Origin of the sequence: Pseudacidovorax sp. RU35E (genome assembly GCF_900156165.1) — a bacterium.
GTDB lineage: Bacteria > Pseudomonadota > Gammaproteobacteria > Burkholderiales > Burkholderiaceae_C > Xenophilus.
Genome location: NZ_FTMY01000006.1, coordinates 305603 through 321703, shown reverse-complemented (window position 1 = coordinate 321703; position 16101 = coordinate 305603). Strand labels below are relative to the sequence as shown.

At 70.6% G+C, this 16101-nt stretch carries 12 protein-coding genes; 6 read left to right on the top strand and 6 right to left on the bottom strand.

Annotation, left to right across the window (positions count from 1 at the left end):
- Both BXA03_RS13380 and BXA03_RS13375 read left to right on the top strand, forming a co-directional pair.
- Complete coding sequence (locus BXA03_RS13380; protein WP_076508450.1) at positions 1–1746, top strand: thiamine pyrophosphate-binding protein; 1746 nt, start codon at positions 1–3, stop codon at positions 1744–1746.
- 31 nt (positions 1747–1777) lie between these two features.
- Positions 1778–2206, top strand: a complete 429-nt coding sequence (locus BXA03_RS13375) for a GlcG/HbpS family heme-binding protein (RefSeq protein ID WP_076508447.1) — start codon at positions 1778–1780, stop codon at positions 2204–2206.
- A gap of 29 nt (positions 2207–2235) precedes the next feature.
- Here BXA03_RS13375 and BXA03_RS27540 read toward each other — a convergent pair whose 3' ends face one another.
- Positions 2236–3855 carry an IclR family transcriptional regulator gene (locus BXA03_RS27540; RefSeq protein ID WP_083716062.1) on the bottom strand — a complete coding sequence of 540 codons (1620 nt, stop codon included), beginning with the start codon at positions 3853–3855 and terminating at the stop codon, positions 2236–2238.
- Between the two features lie 135 nt (positions 3856–3990).
- Between BXA03_RS27540 and BXA03_RS13355 the strand changes: the two genes are divergently transcribed.
- The 3 genes from BXA03_RS13355 to BXA03_RS13345 are packed head-to-tail and all read left to right on the top strand — an operon-like array spanning position 3991 to position 7402.
- Positions 3991–4965, top strand: coding sequence for a Bug family tripartite tricarboxylate transporter substrate binding protein (locus BXA03_RS13355; RefSeq protein ID WP_076508444.1), 975 nt, complete (start codon positions 3991–3993; stop codon positions 4963–4965).
- A 3-nt stretch (positions 4966–4968) separates the two neighbouring features.
- Positions 4969–6183 (top strand): CaiB/BaiF CoA transferase family protein, encoded by a 1215-nt coding sequence (locus BXA03_RS13350; protein WP_076508441.1) that lies wholly within the window; start codon positions 4969–4971, stop codon positions 6181–6183.
- Between the two features lie 52 nt (positions 6184–6235).
- On the top strand, positions 6236–7402 hold the full coding sequence (locus tag BXA03_RS13345; RefSeq protein WP_076508438.1) for an acyl-CoA dehydrogenase family protein: 1167 nt from the start codon (positions 6236–6238) through the stop codon (positions 7400–7402).
- A gap of 816 nt (positions 7403–8218) precedes the next feature.
- Here BXA03_RS13345 and BXA03_RS13340 read toward each other — a convergent pair.
- Together BXA03_RS13340 and BXA03_RS13335 are read right to left on the bottom strand one after the other, a co-directional pair.
- A complete protein-coding gene (locus tag BXA03_RS13340; protein ID WP_076508435.1) occupies positions 8219–9427 on the bottom strand; it encodes a CaiB/BaiF CoA transferase family protein in 1209 nt (402 codons plus the stop codon).
- A 13-nt stretch (positions 9428–9440) separates the two neighbouring features.
- The gene (locus BXA03_RS13335) at positions 9441–10403 is read right to left on the bottom strand and encodes a Bug family tripartite tricarboxylate transporter substrate binding protein (protein WP_076508432.1); all 963 of its coding nucleotides are present in this window, start codon (positions 10401–10403) and stop codon (positions 9441–9443) included.
- Between the two features lie 142 nt (positions 10404–10545).
- On the opposite strand from BXA03_RS13335, the gene BXA03_RS13330 reads away from it, so the two are divergent.
- Complete coding sequence (locus BXA03_RS13330) at positions 10546–11433, top strand: SMP-30/gluconolactonase/LRE family protein (RefSeq protein ID WP_083716072.1); 888 nt, start codon at positions 10546–10548, stop codon at positions 11431–11433.
- A 25-nt stretch (positions 11434–11458) separates the two neighbouring features.
- On the opposite strand, the gene BXA03_RS13325 is transcribed toward BXA03_RS13330, so the two are convergent.
- The 3 genes from BXA03_RS13325 to BXA03_RS13315 form a co-directional block, all read right to left on the bottom strand.
- Complete coding sequence (locus BXA03_RS13325) at positions 11459–13255, bottom strand: tannase/feruloyl esterase family alpha/beta hydrolase (RefSeq protein ID WP_083716061.1); 1797 nt, start codon at positions 13253–13255, stop codon at positions 11459–11461.
- Positions 13256–13375: 120 nt separating this feature from the next.
- On the bottom strand, positions 13376–14944 hold the full coding sequence (locus BXA03_RS13320; protein ID WP_076508429.1) for an MBL fold metallo-hydrolase: 1569 nt from the start codon (positions 14942–14944) through the stop codon (positions 13376–13378).
- A gap of 145 nt (positions 14945–15089) precedes the next feature.
- Positions 15090–16064 (bottom strand): Bug family tripartite tricarboxylate transporter substrate binding protein, encoded by a 975-nt coding sequence (locus BXA03_RS13315; protein ID WP_076508426.1) that lies wholly within the window; start codon positions 16062–16064, stop codon positions 15090–15092.
- Between the last annotated feature and the right edge of the window lie 37 nt (positions 16065–16101).

The following is a 16101-nucleotide window of genomic DNA, read 5'->3' as shown; positions in this document are numbered from 1 at the left end:
ATGGCGATCGAACTGACGGGCGCGCAGGCGCTGGTGCGGCTGCTGGCCGTGGAGGGCGTGGGCCAGGTCTACGGCATCGTGGGCGGCAAGCTGGCGCCGTTGCTGCATGCCATCGCAGGGCAGCCGGGGCTGCGCTTCATCGGCACCCGGCATGAAGCCGCAGCACCCATGATGGCCGCCGCCACCTTCGCCAGCACCGGCCGGCTGGCCGTGGCCATCGGCGAGATGGGACCGGGTGGGCTCAACCTGATCTCGGGCCTGGGCGTGGCCTTCGCCAATCAGCTGCCGCTGCTGGCCATCACCACCAACCAGCACCGGGCCGCCGCCTATCCGCACAGCGGCATGTTCATGGATCTGGATGCGGTGGCGGTGAGCCGCGCCATCACGAAGTGGAACGCCGTGGTCCACGACGCCCGGCGCCTGCCCGAGCTGGTACGCCGCGCGCTGCGCGAGGCGCTGGGCGGCCGGCCCGGCCCCGTGCACCTGGACATTCCACAGGACGTGCTGGCCCAGCGCTGCGCCTTCGCCGACGACGAGTTCGACCTGCCGCCGCACCGCTACCGCGCCATCGGCCGGCCGCGGCCGGACGCCCAGGCGCTGGCGCAGGCCGCCGCGCTGCTGCGTACGGCGCGCCGCCCGTTGATCGTGGCCGGCGGCGGCGCGGTGGCCAGCGAAGCAGCGGCGCAGGTGCAGGCCCTGGCCGCGCGCCTGGGCTGCCCGGTGGTGCCCACGCAGATGGGACTGGGCACGGTGCCCTCGGGGAGCCCGCATTTCATCGGCCATGGCGGGCTGATCGCCGGTGCGCCGGTGCAGGCGGCCTTTGCCGAGGCGGACGTGATCGTCGCCGTGGGCTGCCGCTGGTCGTCTTGGATGTGGGACGCGCAAGGCCCGCTCGCCCGCCGCAGTCACCGCACCATCGCCATCAACCTCGACCCTGCGGCGCTGGGCCATCCCGCGTTGCACGAGGTGGCGATGCAGGCCGATGCCCGTGCCGCGCTCGACGATCTCTGCGCCGCACTGCAGGACGGCGAGCTGGCGGTGGAGGCCGGCTGGCTGCCGCGCATGAAGGAAGGTCGCCAGCGCTACGAGGCCGCCTTGCACGCAGCGGCCGATGCGCCGCGCGGGGAGGGCGCTGCCATGCATCCCGCAGCGCTGGCACGCGAAGTGGGCGCGGCCCTGCCGGCCGATGCGCTGGCCGTGTTCGATGGCGGCCACACCAGCTTCTGGTCCAACGACCTGACGCCGGCGATGGTCCCGCGCACCCGCTTCCATGAGCCGGGCATGAGCCACCTGGGCTTCGGCCTGCCCTATGCGCTGGCGCTGCAGGCGGTGCATCCGGGCCGGCCGGTGGTGCTGATCACCGGCGACGGCTCCTTCGGCTTCACCCTCAACGAGCTGGACACGGCGCGGCGGCAGCGGCTTCCCGTGCTGGTGGTTATCCACAACAACGAGGCCTGGGGCATCATCCGCGCCGGCCAGCGCAAGGCGCTGGACTTCGAGCTGGGCACCGACCTGGCCGAAACCGACTACGCCGCCATCGCGCGCGGCTTCGGCTGCCATGGCGAGCGCGTGCTTGCGCCGCAGGACGTGCGCCCGGCCATGGAGCGCGCCTGGGCCAGCGGCCTGCCGGCGGTGCTGGACTGCCGCACCGACTTCCTGCCGCATCCGGCGGGGCCGATGTTCGGCAGCATGAACCAGTACGGCTTCGAGGCGCTCACGCGGCTGCCTGCGGCGCCCTCGGCCTGATCGCCTTCCTCTTCACTTTCCTGGACACGCCATGACCGCTTCCCTCACCCTCGACCAGGCGCAGCGCCTGCTGGCCGCTGCCCTTGCGCGTTCGCGCGAACGCGGCTTCAAGCCCATGGCCGTGGCCGTGCTCGACGGCGCCGGCCATCTCAAGGCCTTCGCCAGCGAGGACGGCGCCAGCATGTTCCGCTTCGATGTCGCGCGGGCCAAGGCCTGGGGCGCGGTGGGCATGGGCGTGGCCAGCCGCGCGCTGGCGGAGCGGGCCCGCGACAACCCCAACTTCTTCGTCTCGCTGTCGGCGACGGCGCAGGGCCGCTTCCTGCCGCAGACCGGCGCCGTGGTTATCAAGGACGCGTCCGGCGCGGTCATCGGCGCCGTGGGCGCGAGCGGCGGCACCGGTGACGAGGACGAGCTGATCTGCATCGCGGGCGTGGAGGCCGTGGGGCTGCAGTGGGGCTGAGCGCCTGAAGGCGCGCGCCGCCATCCGCGTCAGTCGGCGGCCTCGGCGCGTTCCAGCGTGGCCACCGTCTCCCGCAGCCAGCCGCCGATCTGCACCAGCCGGCGCGGGTCGTCGGCCTGCGCGCGCAGCACGCCGCAGTTCACCACGTAGCGCAGGCCCTCCACGGGCCGGCCGAAGGGCACGGCCACCGCCACGATCTCGGGCCGGAAGTCGGCGGAGCTGCACCAGCCCTGGCGCCGGCAGTCGGCCATGGCGGCACTGGCGGCGGGCCACAGCCGCGCGAAGGCCTCGGGCTGGGCCAGGCGCAGACGGTGCAGCAGGGCCTCGCGCTCCGGGCGGTCCACGCTGGCCAGCCAGGCCCGGCCCATGGCGGTGTGCAGCATGGGCATGGGGGCGCCGGTGTCGGGCGGCAGCAGGCGTGCGTCGGTCTGCCAGGCGGTCTCGACATAGACCATGCTGGTCTCGTGCGGCAGGCCCAGCGAGACGGCACCGCCCGTGCGCGCGGCCAGTGCCAGCATGGCCGGCCGTGCGCGCCGTCGCAGTGGCAGGCCCGACAGCATGGGATAGGCGGCGGCCAGCACGGCGGGGGCCAGGCGGTAGCCAGCGGAGGCCTCGTCGCGCCGCAGATAGCCCCGCGCCACGAGTGTGTGAACCAGCCGCTGCACGGTGTTGGGCGCGAGCCCCAGCCGCCGCGCCAGCGTCCGGATGCCCAGCGCCGGCTCGCCGGGCGCAAAGCTGCGCAGCAGATCGATGCCATGGGCCAGCGTGCGGGCGAAGCTGCCATCGCGCGGATCGTCCTGCGCGGCAGCCGGTCCGTGGCCCACCAGCCAGGCGGGCGCAGGCGGCACGGCCGGTGGCTGGCCTGCGCCCTCGCGCAGCAGGGCGCGCTGCCAGTCGGCCTCGATGGTGCGCGCCAGTTGCGCGAGCCGCGGGCCGATCTCGCGCTGCAGCTGGCGCGGTGCCAGCCGTCGCGCGGGCAGACCGGCGTTGAGCAGCAGGGGCTCGCCCTGTTGCGCGATGCGCAGCGGCACGGCCACGGCATGCACATCGGCCAGCCAGTCGCCTTCGGAATGGCAGAAGCCCTGCGCGGCCCACTGCCGCTGGGCTTCGCGCAGCACGTCGTCGAATCGCAGGGCCTGTGCGGTGTCTGCCGCCGCAAGTGCCGCGCGGGCGGCTTCGCGTTCTGCGGGCGTCGCCGTGGCCAGCCACGCGCGGCCGATGGCCGTGTCCAGCAGGGGCAGGGGCGCCCCCAGGTCGGGCTGGAAGGTGAGGGGATCGTTGTTGCGCCAGGTCTCCACGTAGACCATGCGGTGCCGGTCGCGCACGCCCAGCGACACCGAGGCCCCCAGCGCATCGGCCAGCTGCTTCATGGGCAGCCGGGCGATGCGCCGCAGGCCCAGTTGCGCCAGCAGCGGATAGCCCAGCGTCAGCGCGCCACTGCCCAACCGGTGGCCACGGCCTTCGCCGGCCGGCACGACGAGCCCGCGGCTGGCCAGGGTGGTGGTGAGCCGGGTGATGGTGGCGCGGGCGAGGCCGGTTCGCCCGGCGAGGGCCGCATTGCCCAGCACGGCGGGCGCGCCAGCGAAGGCCTCCAGCACGTCCAGGCCGTTTGCCAGCGTGGTGGCGAAGCGGGGGTCGGTGATCGGCATTGGAGGAAAGAGCGGCCTGGATGCGGGGCGGTGTTTGTCCAATATAGCGAAACAGCGTTTGGCGCTGGACCGGAGCCTCTCTAGTCTTCGGGACCTGCCGCACCCGCAGGTGCCGACAACCACGGAGACAACGACATGCTCAAGCAACTGATGGCCGCCACGCTGGCGGCCGGCCTGGCGCTGGCTGCGCCCCTCGCCGCGGCGCAGGCCGCCTATCCCACCAAGCCGATCCGGCTGGTCGTGCCCTTTGCGCCCGGCGGCTCGGCCGACGTGGTGGGCCGCCTCATCGCGGAGGAACTGCGCGCCGGCCTCGGCCAGCCGGTGGTGGTGGACAACCGCCCCGGCGCCGGCGGCAACATCGCCGGCGACATGGTGGCCAAGGCACCCGCTGACGGCTACACGCTGCTGCTGGCGGCGGCCGGCCCCATCGCCATCAACCCCAGCCTGTATGGCCGCATGCCCTACAACCCGGCCACCGACCTGGCGCCGGTGGCCCTGCTGGCGCGCGACCATCAGCTAATGGCCGTCACGCCCTCGGTGCCGGCGCGCGATGTGCGCGAGTTCATCGCCTATGCCAAGGCCAACCCGGGCAAGGTGTCCTTCGGCTCGCCGGGCAACGGCACGCCGGCGCACCTGGGAGGCGAGCTGTTCAACCAGATGGCGGGCACGCAGATGGTCCATGTGCCCTACAAGGGCAGCGCCCCGGCCATGAACGACCTGATCTCGGGCCAGATCACCGTGATGATCGACAACATGCCGGCGCTGCTGCCCCAGGTGCAGGCAGGACGCCTGCGGGCCCTGGGCGTGGCCAGCCCCTCGCGCGCGAGCGGCGCGCCGGACATTCCCACCGTGGCCGAATCCGGCCTTCCGGGTTTCAACGTCACGGCGTGGAAGGGCCTGATGGCGCCGGCCGGCACGCCCAAGCCCATCGTCGCGAAGCTCAACGAGGTGGCCGTGGCGGCGGTGGCCAAGCCGGAGATCCGCAAGCGTCTGGTGGACCTGGGTGCCGAGCCCGGCGGCGGCAGTCCCGAGGACTTCGGCGCGCTCATCGCCAAGGACAGCCGCAGCTGGGCGGCGCTGGTCAAGTCCACCGGCGCACGGGTGGATTGAGGCATGGCCGACACCTTCGATCCGAAGCAGGGCCCGCTGCACGGTCTGCGCATCCTGGACATGGCCACGGTGGTGGCTGCGCCCTTCGCCGCCACGCTCTGCGCCGACTTGGGCGCCGAGGTGACCAAGCTGGAGCTGCCCGACGGCAGCGACGCCCTGCGCTCGCTCGCGCCAGTCGAGCCGGGCCACGCCCTGTACTGGAAGGTGCTCAACCGCGGCAAGCGCGGCATCACGCTGGACGTGCGCACCGATTCCGGTCGCGCGCTGTTCCTGCGCCTGGTGGCCGGCATGGACGTGCTGGTCGAGAACTTCCGTCCCGGCACGCTGGACCGCTGGGGCCTGGACCTGGCGACGCTGCACCGGGCCAACCCGCGGCTCATCGTGCTGCGGCTCACCGGCTTCGGCCAGACGGGGCCCTATGCCGGCCGGCCCGGCTTCGCGCGCATCTTCGAGGCCATGGGTGGGTTGGCCCACCTGACCGGCGAGGCGGACGGCCCGCCGCAGCATGTCAACTTTCCGCTGGGCGATTCGATGGCCGGCCTCTTCGGCGCCTTCGCCATCGCGGCCGCGGCGGCCGAGCGGGCACGCTGCCCCGATGCGCCCGGCCGCGAGATCGACCTGTCGGCCACCGAAGCCCTGCTGCGCGTGCTGGAGCCGCTGGCCGTGGAGCGCGAGCGCAGCGGCCAGGCGCGCCAGCGCAGCGGCGCCCGCGCCACCTACACCGCGCCGTCCAACATCTACCGCACGAAGGACGGCGACTGGATCACGCTGGTGGGCTCGTCCGACGCCATCTTCCGGCGTCTGTGCGCGGCCATGCAGGCGCCCGACATGGCGGCCGATCCGCGCTTCGCCACCAACCCGCTGCGGGTGCGCCACCTGGATGCGCTGGACGGCCGCGTGGCCGCCTGGTGCGCCGCGCACAGCCATGACGAGCTGCGGGCCGCGCTGGATGCGCACGCGGTGCCCTTTTGCAAGGTCTACGACATCGACGACGTGCTGGCCGACCCGCACTTCGCCGCGCGCGGCGCCATCGTGCGGCTGCCCGACGCGGACCTGGGCTCGGTGCCCGCACCGGCCGTGGTGCCGCGCTTCGGCGGCCATGCGCCGCAGCCCCCGCGAACCGGCCCGGCGGTGGGCGAGCACAACGCCGAGGTCTTCGGCGCGCTGGGCCTCACGGCCGAGGACCTGCGCGGGCTGCGCGCGGCCGGTGCGCTGTGAAGCGCTGGCGCCCCTTCTTCTTTCCCTACTTTCTTCTGCCCCCGACACGACCATGATCCGCGACACCGCCGCCTTCGACGAAACGCTGCAATCCCTGCGCCGCTATGTGCGCGAGCGCCTGATCCCGCGCGAGGCCGAGGTCGAGGCCCGCGACGAGGTGCCGGCCGACCTGGTGGAGGACATGGCGCGCCTGGGCTTCTTCGGCTGGTCCATCCCCGCGGCCTGGGGCGGCATGGGCATGACCACCGAAGAGCTGGTGCTGGCGGCGATGGAACTGTCGCAGGCCTCGGTGGCCTTCCGCGCGCGCGTGGGCACCAACACCGGCATCGGCTCCGAGGCGCTGGTGGCGGACGGCACGCCCGCGCAGAAGGACCGCTACCTGCCGCTGCTCGCCAGCGGCCAGTTGACGGGCGCCTTTGCGCTGACCGAGCCCGAGGCGGGTTCCGACGCCACGGCGCTGAAGACGACGGCCGTGCGCGACGGCGACCACTATGTGTTGAATGGCACCAAGTGCTTCATCACCAACGCGCCCATCGCCGGCCTGTTCACGGTGATGGCGCGCACCGACCCGCAGGACGCGAGCGCGCGCGGCATCAGCGCCTTCCTGGTGGAGCGGGACATGCCGGGGCTGTCGACGGCGGCACCCTACCGCAAGATGGGCCAGGCCGGCTCGCCGGTGTCGGAGGTGCACCTGCAGGACTGCCGCGTGCCGGCCAGCCATCTCATCGGTGCGACGGAGGGCACGGGTTTCAAGACCGCGATGAAGGTGCTGAACAAGCAGCGCATCCATCTGGCGGCGTTGTGCACGGGCCCCGCGATCCGCATGCTGGACGAGGCCATCGCCTGGACGGCGCAGCGCCGTCAGTTCGGTCAGCCGGTGGCGGCCTTCCAGCTGGTGCAGGCGTTGATCGCCGACTGCCAGACCGAGATCCAGGCAGCGCGGGCGCTGATCCTGCAGACGGCGCGCGAGCGTGATGCCGGGCAGGACGTGACGCTGCAGGCGTCGATCTGCAAGTACTTCGCCTCCGAGATGTGCGGCCGCGTGGCCGACCGGTGCGTGCAGATGCTGGGCGGCACGGGCTTCATCCAGGGCCACCCGATCGAGCGCTTCTACCGCGATGTGCGGCTGTTCCGTCTGTACGAGGGGACGAGCCAGATCCACCAGCTCAACATCGCCAAGCGGACGATTGCGGCGGCGGGGTATCGACTGGGGGATTGAGGGCGTTGGTCTGCGTCGTCGGGTGCTGGGTGCTGGGTGCTGGGTGCTCAGTGTTTCTGTGGGGTGCACGAAGGGTCGAGGTGCGAGTGCCGCGAGGCTAAGCCGGCAGAGGGCGCCGGCATGCGCGCTCCCGGTGCACGCTCGCGCTGACCGGCTTGCCTCACCACACGGGTGCTCGCTTTCCACCGACGCGCCTTGGGCACTGCACGGCGCCGCGAATGGCACCTCCGCACGCACACCGGCACCCTCCGCCTCGACGCTGCGCCCGAACGGCCGGGTTCGGCCGCCCAGGTCCTCACCCCCCGTTCGCCCTGAGCCTGTCGAAGGGCACAGCGGCGCGCGGCGCATATGCCCGGCGGTGCTTGAGCCGTCTGCTTGCTGCCCATAGGGACGGGGCTTCGACAGGCTCAGCCCGAACGGTCTGGGGTTGACTGGTCCGCCTTGTCTCGAAACGCCAGGACCCTATGAACCAGGACCAGGTCCAGGACCAGGACCCGGGGACCCCAGGACTCAAGGACTCAAGGACTCAAGGACTCAAGGACTCCACGGCCCTGATGGCCTCAAGTCCCCACGACCTGAAAAGCGGAGGGCTCGCGCGCAACGTCGAGGCGGAGGATGACGGTGTGCGTGCGGAGGTGCCATTCGCGGCGCCGTGCAGTGCCCAAGGCGCGTCGGTGGAGAGCGAGCACCCCTCTCGTGCAACAAGCCGGTCAGCGCGAGCGTGCACCGGGAGCGCGCATGCCGGCGTCCTCTGCCGGTTAGAACCCCGGGCGTGAGTGCATCCCGGGCGTGAGTGCATCCCGGGAGGAACCAGCGCTACCGGATCACCTGCCGCGCCCGCAGACCTTCGAGGTCGCTGCCCTGCAACCCCAGCAATTCGCCCAGTACCTCGGCCGTGTGCTCGCCCAGATGCGGTGGCGGCTGGTGAACGGACGCGCGCTGGCCATCGAAGACATAGGGCGGCGCATGCACGCCCTGCGTGCCGGCTTCGCTGTCCTCGAAGCTGTGCCACAGACCCACCTCGCGGGTGCGGGCCGAACCGAGCGCCTCGTACAGCCCCAGCACCTCGCCGCAGGGAATGCCCGCCGCGTCCATGCGCGCGATCAGCTGCGCCCGCGGATGCTTGGCGATCTCGGCCAGCAGGATCGGCAGCAGCACTGCACGGTGTTTCGAGCGCTCGGTGTTCTGCGCGAAGCGCGGGTCCTGCGGCAGGTCGGGCCGGTCGATCACGGCCTCGCAGAACTTGCGGAACTGGCCGTTGTTGCCCACCGCGATCACCACCGGTCCATCGGCCGCTTCGAACACACCGTACGGCACGATCGACGGATGCGAGTTGCCGAACTTGGGCGGGTCGGCCTGCTGCATCCAGGCCGTGAGGCCGTAGTAGGACGTGATCATCATCCCGCCGTCGTACAGCGACATCTGGATGTGACGACCGCGCCCCGTGCGGTGGCGCTCGTGCAGCACGGCCAGGATCGCCTGCCCCGCATACATGCCGGTGAACATGTCCACCGCCGCGATGCCGAACTTGAGCGGGCCCTGGCCCTCCTCGCCGTTCATCGCCATCAGGCCGGTCTCGCCCTGGATCACCAGGTCGTAGCCCGGCCGCGCACGCTCCGGGCCCAGGGCCGAATAGCCGGCGATCGAGCAGTAGATGAGGCCAGGGTTGAGCGCCTTCAGGTCCTCGTAGCCCAGCCCCATCTTCTCGGCGCCGCCATGCTTGAAGTTCTGGATCAGCACGTCGCTCTTCGCCGCCAGCTGCCGCGCCATGTCGCGGCCCTCGGGCGTCTGCAGGTCGATGGCCACCGAGCGCTTGTTGCGGTTGCAGCTGTTGAAGTAGGTGGTGTTGTGCCGGCCGATGCGCAGGCCCCAGTCGCGCGTGTCGTCGCCGCGTTCCGGATGCTCGACCTTGATCACCTCCGCGCCCAGGTCCGCCAGCGCCTGCGCGCACAGCGGCCCCGCCATCACGCGGGACAGGTCCAGCACACGCAGGCCGGCGAGCGGGGCGGGAGAGAAGGACGTCATGACAGGCGGAGCCTCAGGTGCCTTGCTTGGGGATGTTCAGGCTCTGCAGCAGCGGCAGCCAGCGGTCCGACTCGGTCTTGACGAAGCGGTCCAGCTCCTCCGGCGTGCTGCCGCGCGGCTCCATGCCGATGGCTCGGGCGCGGGCCACGAACTCGGGGTCGGCGATCACCTGGTTGACGGCCTTGTTCAGCTTGTCGATGGCCGCACGCGGCGTGCCGGACGGCACCGAGAACGAATACCAGAGCGTGGCCACCATGTCGTAGCCCATCTCCTTGAAGGTGGGCGCATCGGGCACCTGCGGCAGGCGCTGGTCGTCCATCACGCCCAGCACGCGCAGCTTGCCGGCCTTGATGTAGGGCAGCGAGCCGGTGATGGACGTGCCGTGGATGTCGATCTGCCCACCCAGCAGTGCCTGCAGCGCCGGCGCGTCGCCGTTGAAGGGGATGTGCGTGGTGCTGAAGCCCTGGGCGCGCTCGAAGGCGATGGGCGCCAGGTTGGTCAGGATGGAGGCGCCCGGCGAGCCGCGGTTGATCTTGCCGGGGTTGGCCTTGGCATAGGCCACCATCTCCTTGATGTTCTTGTAGGGCAGGTCGGTGCGGCCCACGATCACCGAGGGCTGGTAGGCGATCTGCGTGACCGAGGCGAAGTCCTTGGCCGGGTCGTAGGGCAGCTTGTCGTACAGCGCGATGTTGTTGGCCAGCGTGCCCAGCGACGAGACCAGCACCGTCTGGCCGTCCGGCTTGGAGCGGGCCACGTAGTCGGCCGCGAGGATGCCGCTGGCGCCCGGCTTGTTCTCGATGATGACGTTCATGCCGTGCTTGTTCAGCTCCTGGGCCAGGATGCGGCAGTACTGGTCGGTGCCGCCTCCGGCGGCGAAGGGCACCACGATGCGGGTGACGTTCTGCTGGGCGAGGGCCGGGCTCAGCGCGCAGGCGCCGAGCAGCAGGCCCGCCAGGAAATGGCGGCGTTGGCTCATGGTGTGTCTCCTAGTCCTTGGCCCTGTCTCGGGCATGGCGACCAGTCTAGGGGGGCGTCCACGGACCTTGACGCCGATCAATGAAAAGATGCTTTCCGACTCCTGCACATGGGCGGCCGTCGCCGATGCGCACACTGCGCCGATGCCTTCTTCCCGAATCGACATCCGCCGCGTGGGCGCCACGCGCGACCAGTTGGGCGAAAGCCCCTGCTGGGACGCCGAGGCCCAGGCCCTGTGCTGGATCGATGCGCTGGTCGGCACAGTGCACCGCCGGGCGCCTGCCACGGGGGCGCTGTCATCGCACCCGCTGCCGGCGCCACTGGGCGCCATTGCGCCGGCGCAGGGTGATGCGGTGGTGGTGGCCCTGCGCCATGGCTTCGGCCGTTACGACTTCGGCACGCGGGAACTGACCCTGCTCGGCGACATCGGCCTCTCGGACGCCGATGTGCGGCTCAACGACGGCAAGTGCGACGCCGCGGGCAACTTCGTCGCCGGCACCATGCACATGAACCGGCCCGAGGGCACCCCGGTGCGCGGCGGGCTGTACCGCCTGCGGCCTCAGGGCCGCGTGGAGCAGTTGGCCGACGACATCGGTTTTGCCAACGGCCCGTGCTTCAGTCCCGACGGCCGCACGCTGTACCTGGCCGACAGCCTGGCGCGCGTGATCTGGGCCTACGACTACGACCCCGATGGCCCGCTGTCGGGCAAGCGCTGCTTCGTGCAGACCGATGGCTTCGACTCGGGGCCCGATGGCGCCACGGTCGACGCCGAGGGTTTCGTCTGGAGCGTGCTGGTGCGCGCGGCGCAGCTGGCGCGCTTCTCGCCCACGGGTGAACTGGAGCGGCTCGTGCCGCTGCCACTCACCTACCCGACCAGCCTGTGCTTCGGCGGGCCTGGGTACGCGCAGCTCTACGTGACCAGCATCTCGCGCAGCACCCGGCTGGAAGGCCGGCTGCCGCAGGACGGGGGGCTGTTCGTCGTCGAGGGTCTGCCGGCGGTGGGCCTGCCGACGCAGCGTTTCGGGGGGTGAACGCTGAAGGGCGGGGCCCAGGTGCTCACTTGCAGCTGAAGTTCTCGGCCTTCTCGCTGTCGCCTGTACCGTTGTAGCGGGCCACCAGCGGATAGGGGCACAAGGGGCGCGTGCGGTCGGCGGTCCAACCGGAAGGCAGCTCGGCGTTCACGCCGCCCGCATTGCCCGTGCCGCGCGCCGTGGCGACGATGCGGTCCGGGGCCACGCCCTGCTCCACCCATTTCACCAGCGCATCCAGCGCGTCGTACTGGTCGGTCGCGATGCCGCCGCTGCTGTGGTTCATGCCCGGCACGCGGAAGAAGCGGACAAAGCGTGCGGCCTTGCCCTTGTTGTCGGCGTTGAGCTCGTCATACCAGCGCTTCGTGTCGTCGATCGAGAACACGCCGTCCGACACGCCCTGCACCACGATCATCTTGGCGCCGCGGTCGCGCAGCGTGTCCAGCTTTGTCGGGTTGGGCGGCGTCATGAAGGACCAGGCGCTTTCGGTGTAGAGCGTGTTGGTCGCGAAGAGCTTGGGATAGTCCAGGTCGAAGTTGTAGTTGAACGCGAAGGCCCGGGTGTTGCTCACGATGCTTGCGTCCGGCGGCACCTGGAAGATGATGCCCACGGCCACCGGATCGCGCGCTGCACCCACCGAGTTGACGAACTTCCAGCCGGCCCAGCCGCTGCCTGCCAGACCCGGGTCGTACGGTTGCGTGGCATAGAGCTGCTCGCCGCGGCTGTTGACCGGGCCGTAGTACATCGCGTCGATGGCGCTCTTCTGGGCGCCGGTCAGGCAGGTGCCATCGCGGGCACCGACGCAGGTCGGCACGTCGCGGAACAGATTGAAGGCGGTGCGGCAAGCTTCCACGTCTTGCACCAGTCCGTCCTTGACACCGTCCAGCGCGTCGCAGCGGTCGTTGATCTTCTGTGCCACCAGGTTGCGTTCGGCGACGGTGAAGGCCGTCGACAGGTCGGTCTCGTCGGTGGCCACCTTGCGGAACTGCTGGGCGCTGTAGAGCTGCGCGGCTGCCGCCTTGGGCAGGCTGAAGCCGGGCGAGTTGGCCAGCACGCCGTCGTACTCGGCGGGCAGGCGCGAGGCCGTGACCATGGCATGGCGGCCGCCGTTGGACGTGCCACCCACGTAGGAGCGGTCCGGACCCTTGCCGTAGGCGGCCTTGATCAGTGCCTTGGCCATGGGCGTGAGCTTGCGCACCGCACCGTAGCCGTAGTCGATGCGCGCCTCGGGGTCGAGGCCGAACAACGGGTTCTGTGCGCTGCTGTGCCCCGCGTCCGAGGAGATCACGGCAAATCCGTTGTAGAGCGCATTGGTCAGCGGTCCGCCGCTGCCGACGGCGCCGGTGGCGTTGGAGACCACGCCGTCCGTGCCGCCGTTGCCCTGGTACAGGTAACGTCCGTTCCAGGCCACGGGCAAGCGCATCTGGAAGCCGACAGAGTAGGTCTGGCCATCGACGGGGCTGACGCGCTCGAACATCTTGCCGGTGACGACGCAATGCGCGCCGATGTCCTTGCCGGCGACCTTGAGCGCGCCAGCTGCGGCGGTCGTCACGCTGATGATGGTGGTGTTGGCAAAGCTGAAGCCGGATAGCGAGGTGCAGTCGCCCTGCAACGCAGCGCCCACCGCAGCGGCCAGCTGAGGCAGCGGCGGATCGGATGGCGTGGCCGGTGCCGTCGCGGGGGCACCGGCGGGTGCGGGAGCGGGTGCAGGCGCCGCGGTGTTGGGCACGAAGGCCAGCGACGACGAACCACCGCCACCGCACGCTGCCGCCAGGGCAGCCGCAGCGAGCGGTGCGGTCAACCTCGCAAGGGACGTGAATGACATATCTGTCTCTCCTCAAAATAGTTCAGTTGCATAACCAATGTAGAACTGATGAGGCAGCGATGAATCACGTGAAAACCCTAGCGGGAGTTGTCTTTATGAGCATCTGTGCCCATTTCCGAATCACGGGCAGGCGCTCCCATTTGGCAGCAGCGCCGTCATCTGCTGAACGTCGCCCACGCCGATCACACCATCGCCATCGGCGTCCAGTCGTGCCTTGTAGGTGCTGTCGCCCACACGCGATCCGCTCGCCTGCCTGGCCTGGCCCAGGTCGCGACACAGTGAAGACTTGAGATCCTCGAAGGATGCCGTGGCTTCGCTGCCCAGATCGACCGTCTGCTGCGTGCTCGTGCCTGCGAAGCGCGCGACCAGCTGGTCGGTCCCCACAGCCAGCGCGGGTGTGGGCGTGGCGCAGCTTGCGAGGCCTTTGGCATCGGTGGTGGCTTGGCAGACGGCCTCGCCACTGGCCGTGGCGAAGCTCACCGTTTTTCCGGCCACCGGCCCCCAGCCGTTGACGAGGCGGGCCGCAATGCGATTGGGACTCGGGCTGCCGGCGATGAAGTCGAGCGCGCTCACGCGCCACACGGGCACGGCCGCTTCAGGGGACTTCTTGGCGAGCCAGGCAGCGGTGCAGGAGTAACCGATGGCCATGGCCCGCAGCAGCTTCTCGTTGCCGATCACGAACTGGCTGGGCGACTTCAGGCCCTGCTCGCGGATCTTGTAGATCAGCGCGCGAGAGCCGTCCCAGTAGATGTGGGGATTGGAGGCCGTGTCGACCTTCAGCGTCTTGATGAGCGCATAGGTGCGCTCCATCGAGTGCAGGTACGCCTGGATCAGGGCCACGTTGTCGGTCACCAGCGACGAGCCGCCCGAGACGAAGAGCTTCACGTCCTTGCCACCGTCCTTGGCGCGCACCACGAAGCCGGTGGTGCCCGCCGTGTGCCCCGGGGTGGACAGCACCGTGACCGTGCGGCCGCCCACCACGATGTCGTAGGGGTCCTGCACCATCGAGTCCAGCTTGACCGGGTCGTACGCCTTGTTGATCGCGTCGGCTGAGCCGAGGTAGATCGGTGCGCCAGTGGCGGTCTTCAGCTCCAGGGCGCCGCCGTCGTGATCGAAATGCCCGTGGGTGACCAGCACGCCATGAAGTGGCAGGGTGGGCGACAGGCCGAGCTGGCGCAGCGCCGGCAGGTCGTAGTCACGCATCTCCTGGGCGTTGTTGCCCGCGTCGATCATGACAAAGCCGTTGGCGTCGCGCAGGATGTACTGGCCGACATACTCGGTGCCGATGTACCAGACGTCGTCGAAGAGCTGCGTCAACGGCACCCGGATGCTGTTCTTGGCGCGTTCGGCGAGCACGATGGCGTTGTTGTCGTCGGACAGGTTGCAGTAGAAGGCGCGCCACGGATAGGCCATCTGCGGATCGCCGCCCGTGTTCAGGCGCGAGGCCTCCATATGCCGTTCGAACTCGGTCTGCTGCACGGCGGGCAGGCCGGGTTCGGCAGGGGGCGCCGCCGGTGCGGGGGCGGGGGCGGGGGCTGGCGCCGGGGCAGGCGTGGCGCCCAGTGCCAGCAGTGCGGGGTTGAAGCCGCTGTCGCCACCGCCACCGCCGCAGGCCGCGATGGCCAGTCCGCCGACGAGTGCGGCGACGGCCGCGCCGCGCACGGTTCTCTTCGTGCTGTTTTTGTCCATGATGTCTCCTCTTGGTGCTGGGGGCGCACGCAGGCCGTCCTCGCCGCGTGGGTCGGCGAACGGCGGGTGCAAGGTGAAGGGCGGCACGCAGGTGCCGCAGGTGCCGCAGGTTCCGCGGGAGGCCGGCGCTGGCGGCCTCTGGCACTCAGTCGACGGACACCTTGGCGTCCTTGACGAGCTGCGCGTACTTGGCGGTGTCGCCGCGGATCTGCGCGGCCATCTGCTCGGGCGTGTTGCCCACGGGCTCGGCGCCGATCTCTTCCATGCGCTTGCGGAAGTCGGGCGACTGGATGATCTTCCCCATCTCGGCGTTGAGCCTGACCACGATGTCGCGTGGCGTGCCCTTGGGTGCCAGCACGCCGAACCAGGTGCCCTGGTCGAAGTCCTTCAGGCCGGACTCCGCCAGCGTGGGCACGTCGGGCAGCGCGCTGGAGCGCTTCGCGGTGGTCACGGCCAGGGGCCGCAGCTTGCCGGCACGGATGTGCTGGATGACCGGCGTGATGGTGTCGAAGGACATGTCGACCTGGCCGCCCAGCAGGTCGGTGGTCAGCGGCGCGCTGCCCTTGTACGGCACATGCAGCAGCTCGACGCCGGTCTGGCTCGCGAACTGCGTGCCGATCAGATGCTGCACGGTGCCATTGCCGTTGGAGCCATAGGACAGGCGGCCCGGAGCAGCCTTGGCCTGGGCCACCAGGGCCTTCACGTCGGTGGCGCTGTTCTTGGCGTTGACGACCAGCACGTTGGGCACCAACGCGATGGTGGTCACGGGCTCGAAGCTCTTCTCGAAGTCGTAGGGAAGCTTGCGGTAGACGCTCGTCGCGATGGTGTGGTGAACGGCCCCCATCAGCAGCGTGTAGCCGTCGGGCTTGGCCTTGGCCACGAAGTCGGCGCCCACCGTGGCCCCCGCGCCGGGCCGGCTTTCGACCAGCACAGGCTGCCCCAGGGTCTGCGACAGCTTGTCGGTGAGCGAGCGTGCCAGCACGTCCGAGCTGCCGCCGGGTGGGAAGGGCACGATCAGGCTGATGGGCCGTGAAGGCCAGTTCTGTGCACCGGCCAGCGTTGCGGCCAGGGTCAGGGCCGTGGCGATTCCCGCCTTGCAAAGGATGCGGCTCTTGCTCATGTTGTCTCCGTTTCGGTTGTGGACTCAAGGGTAGGCA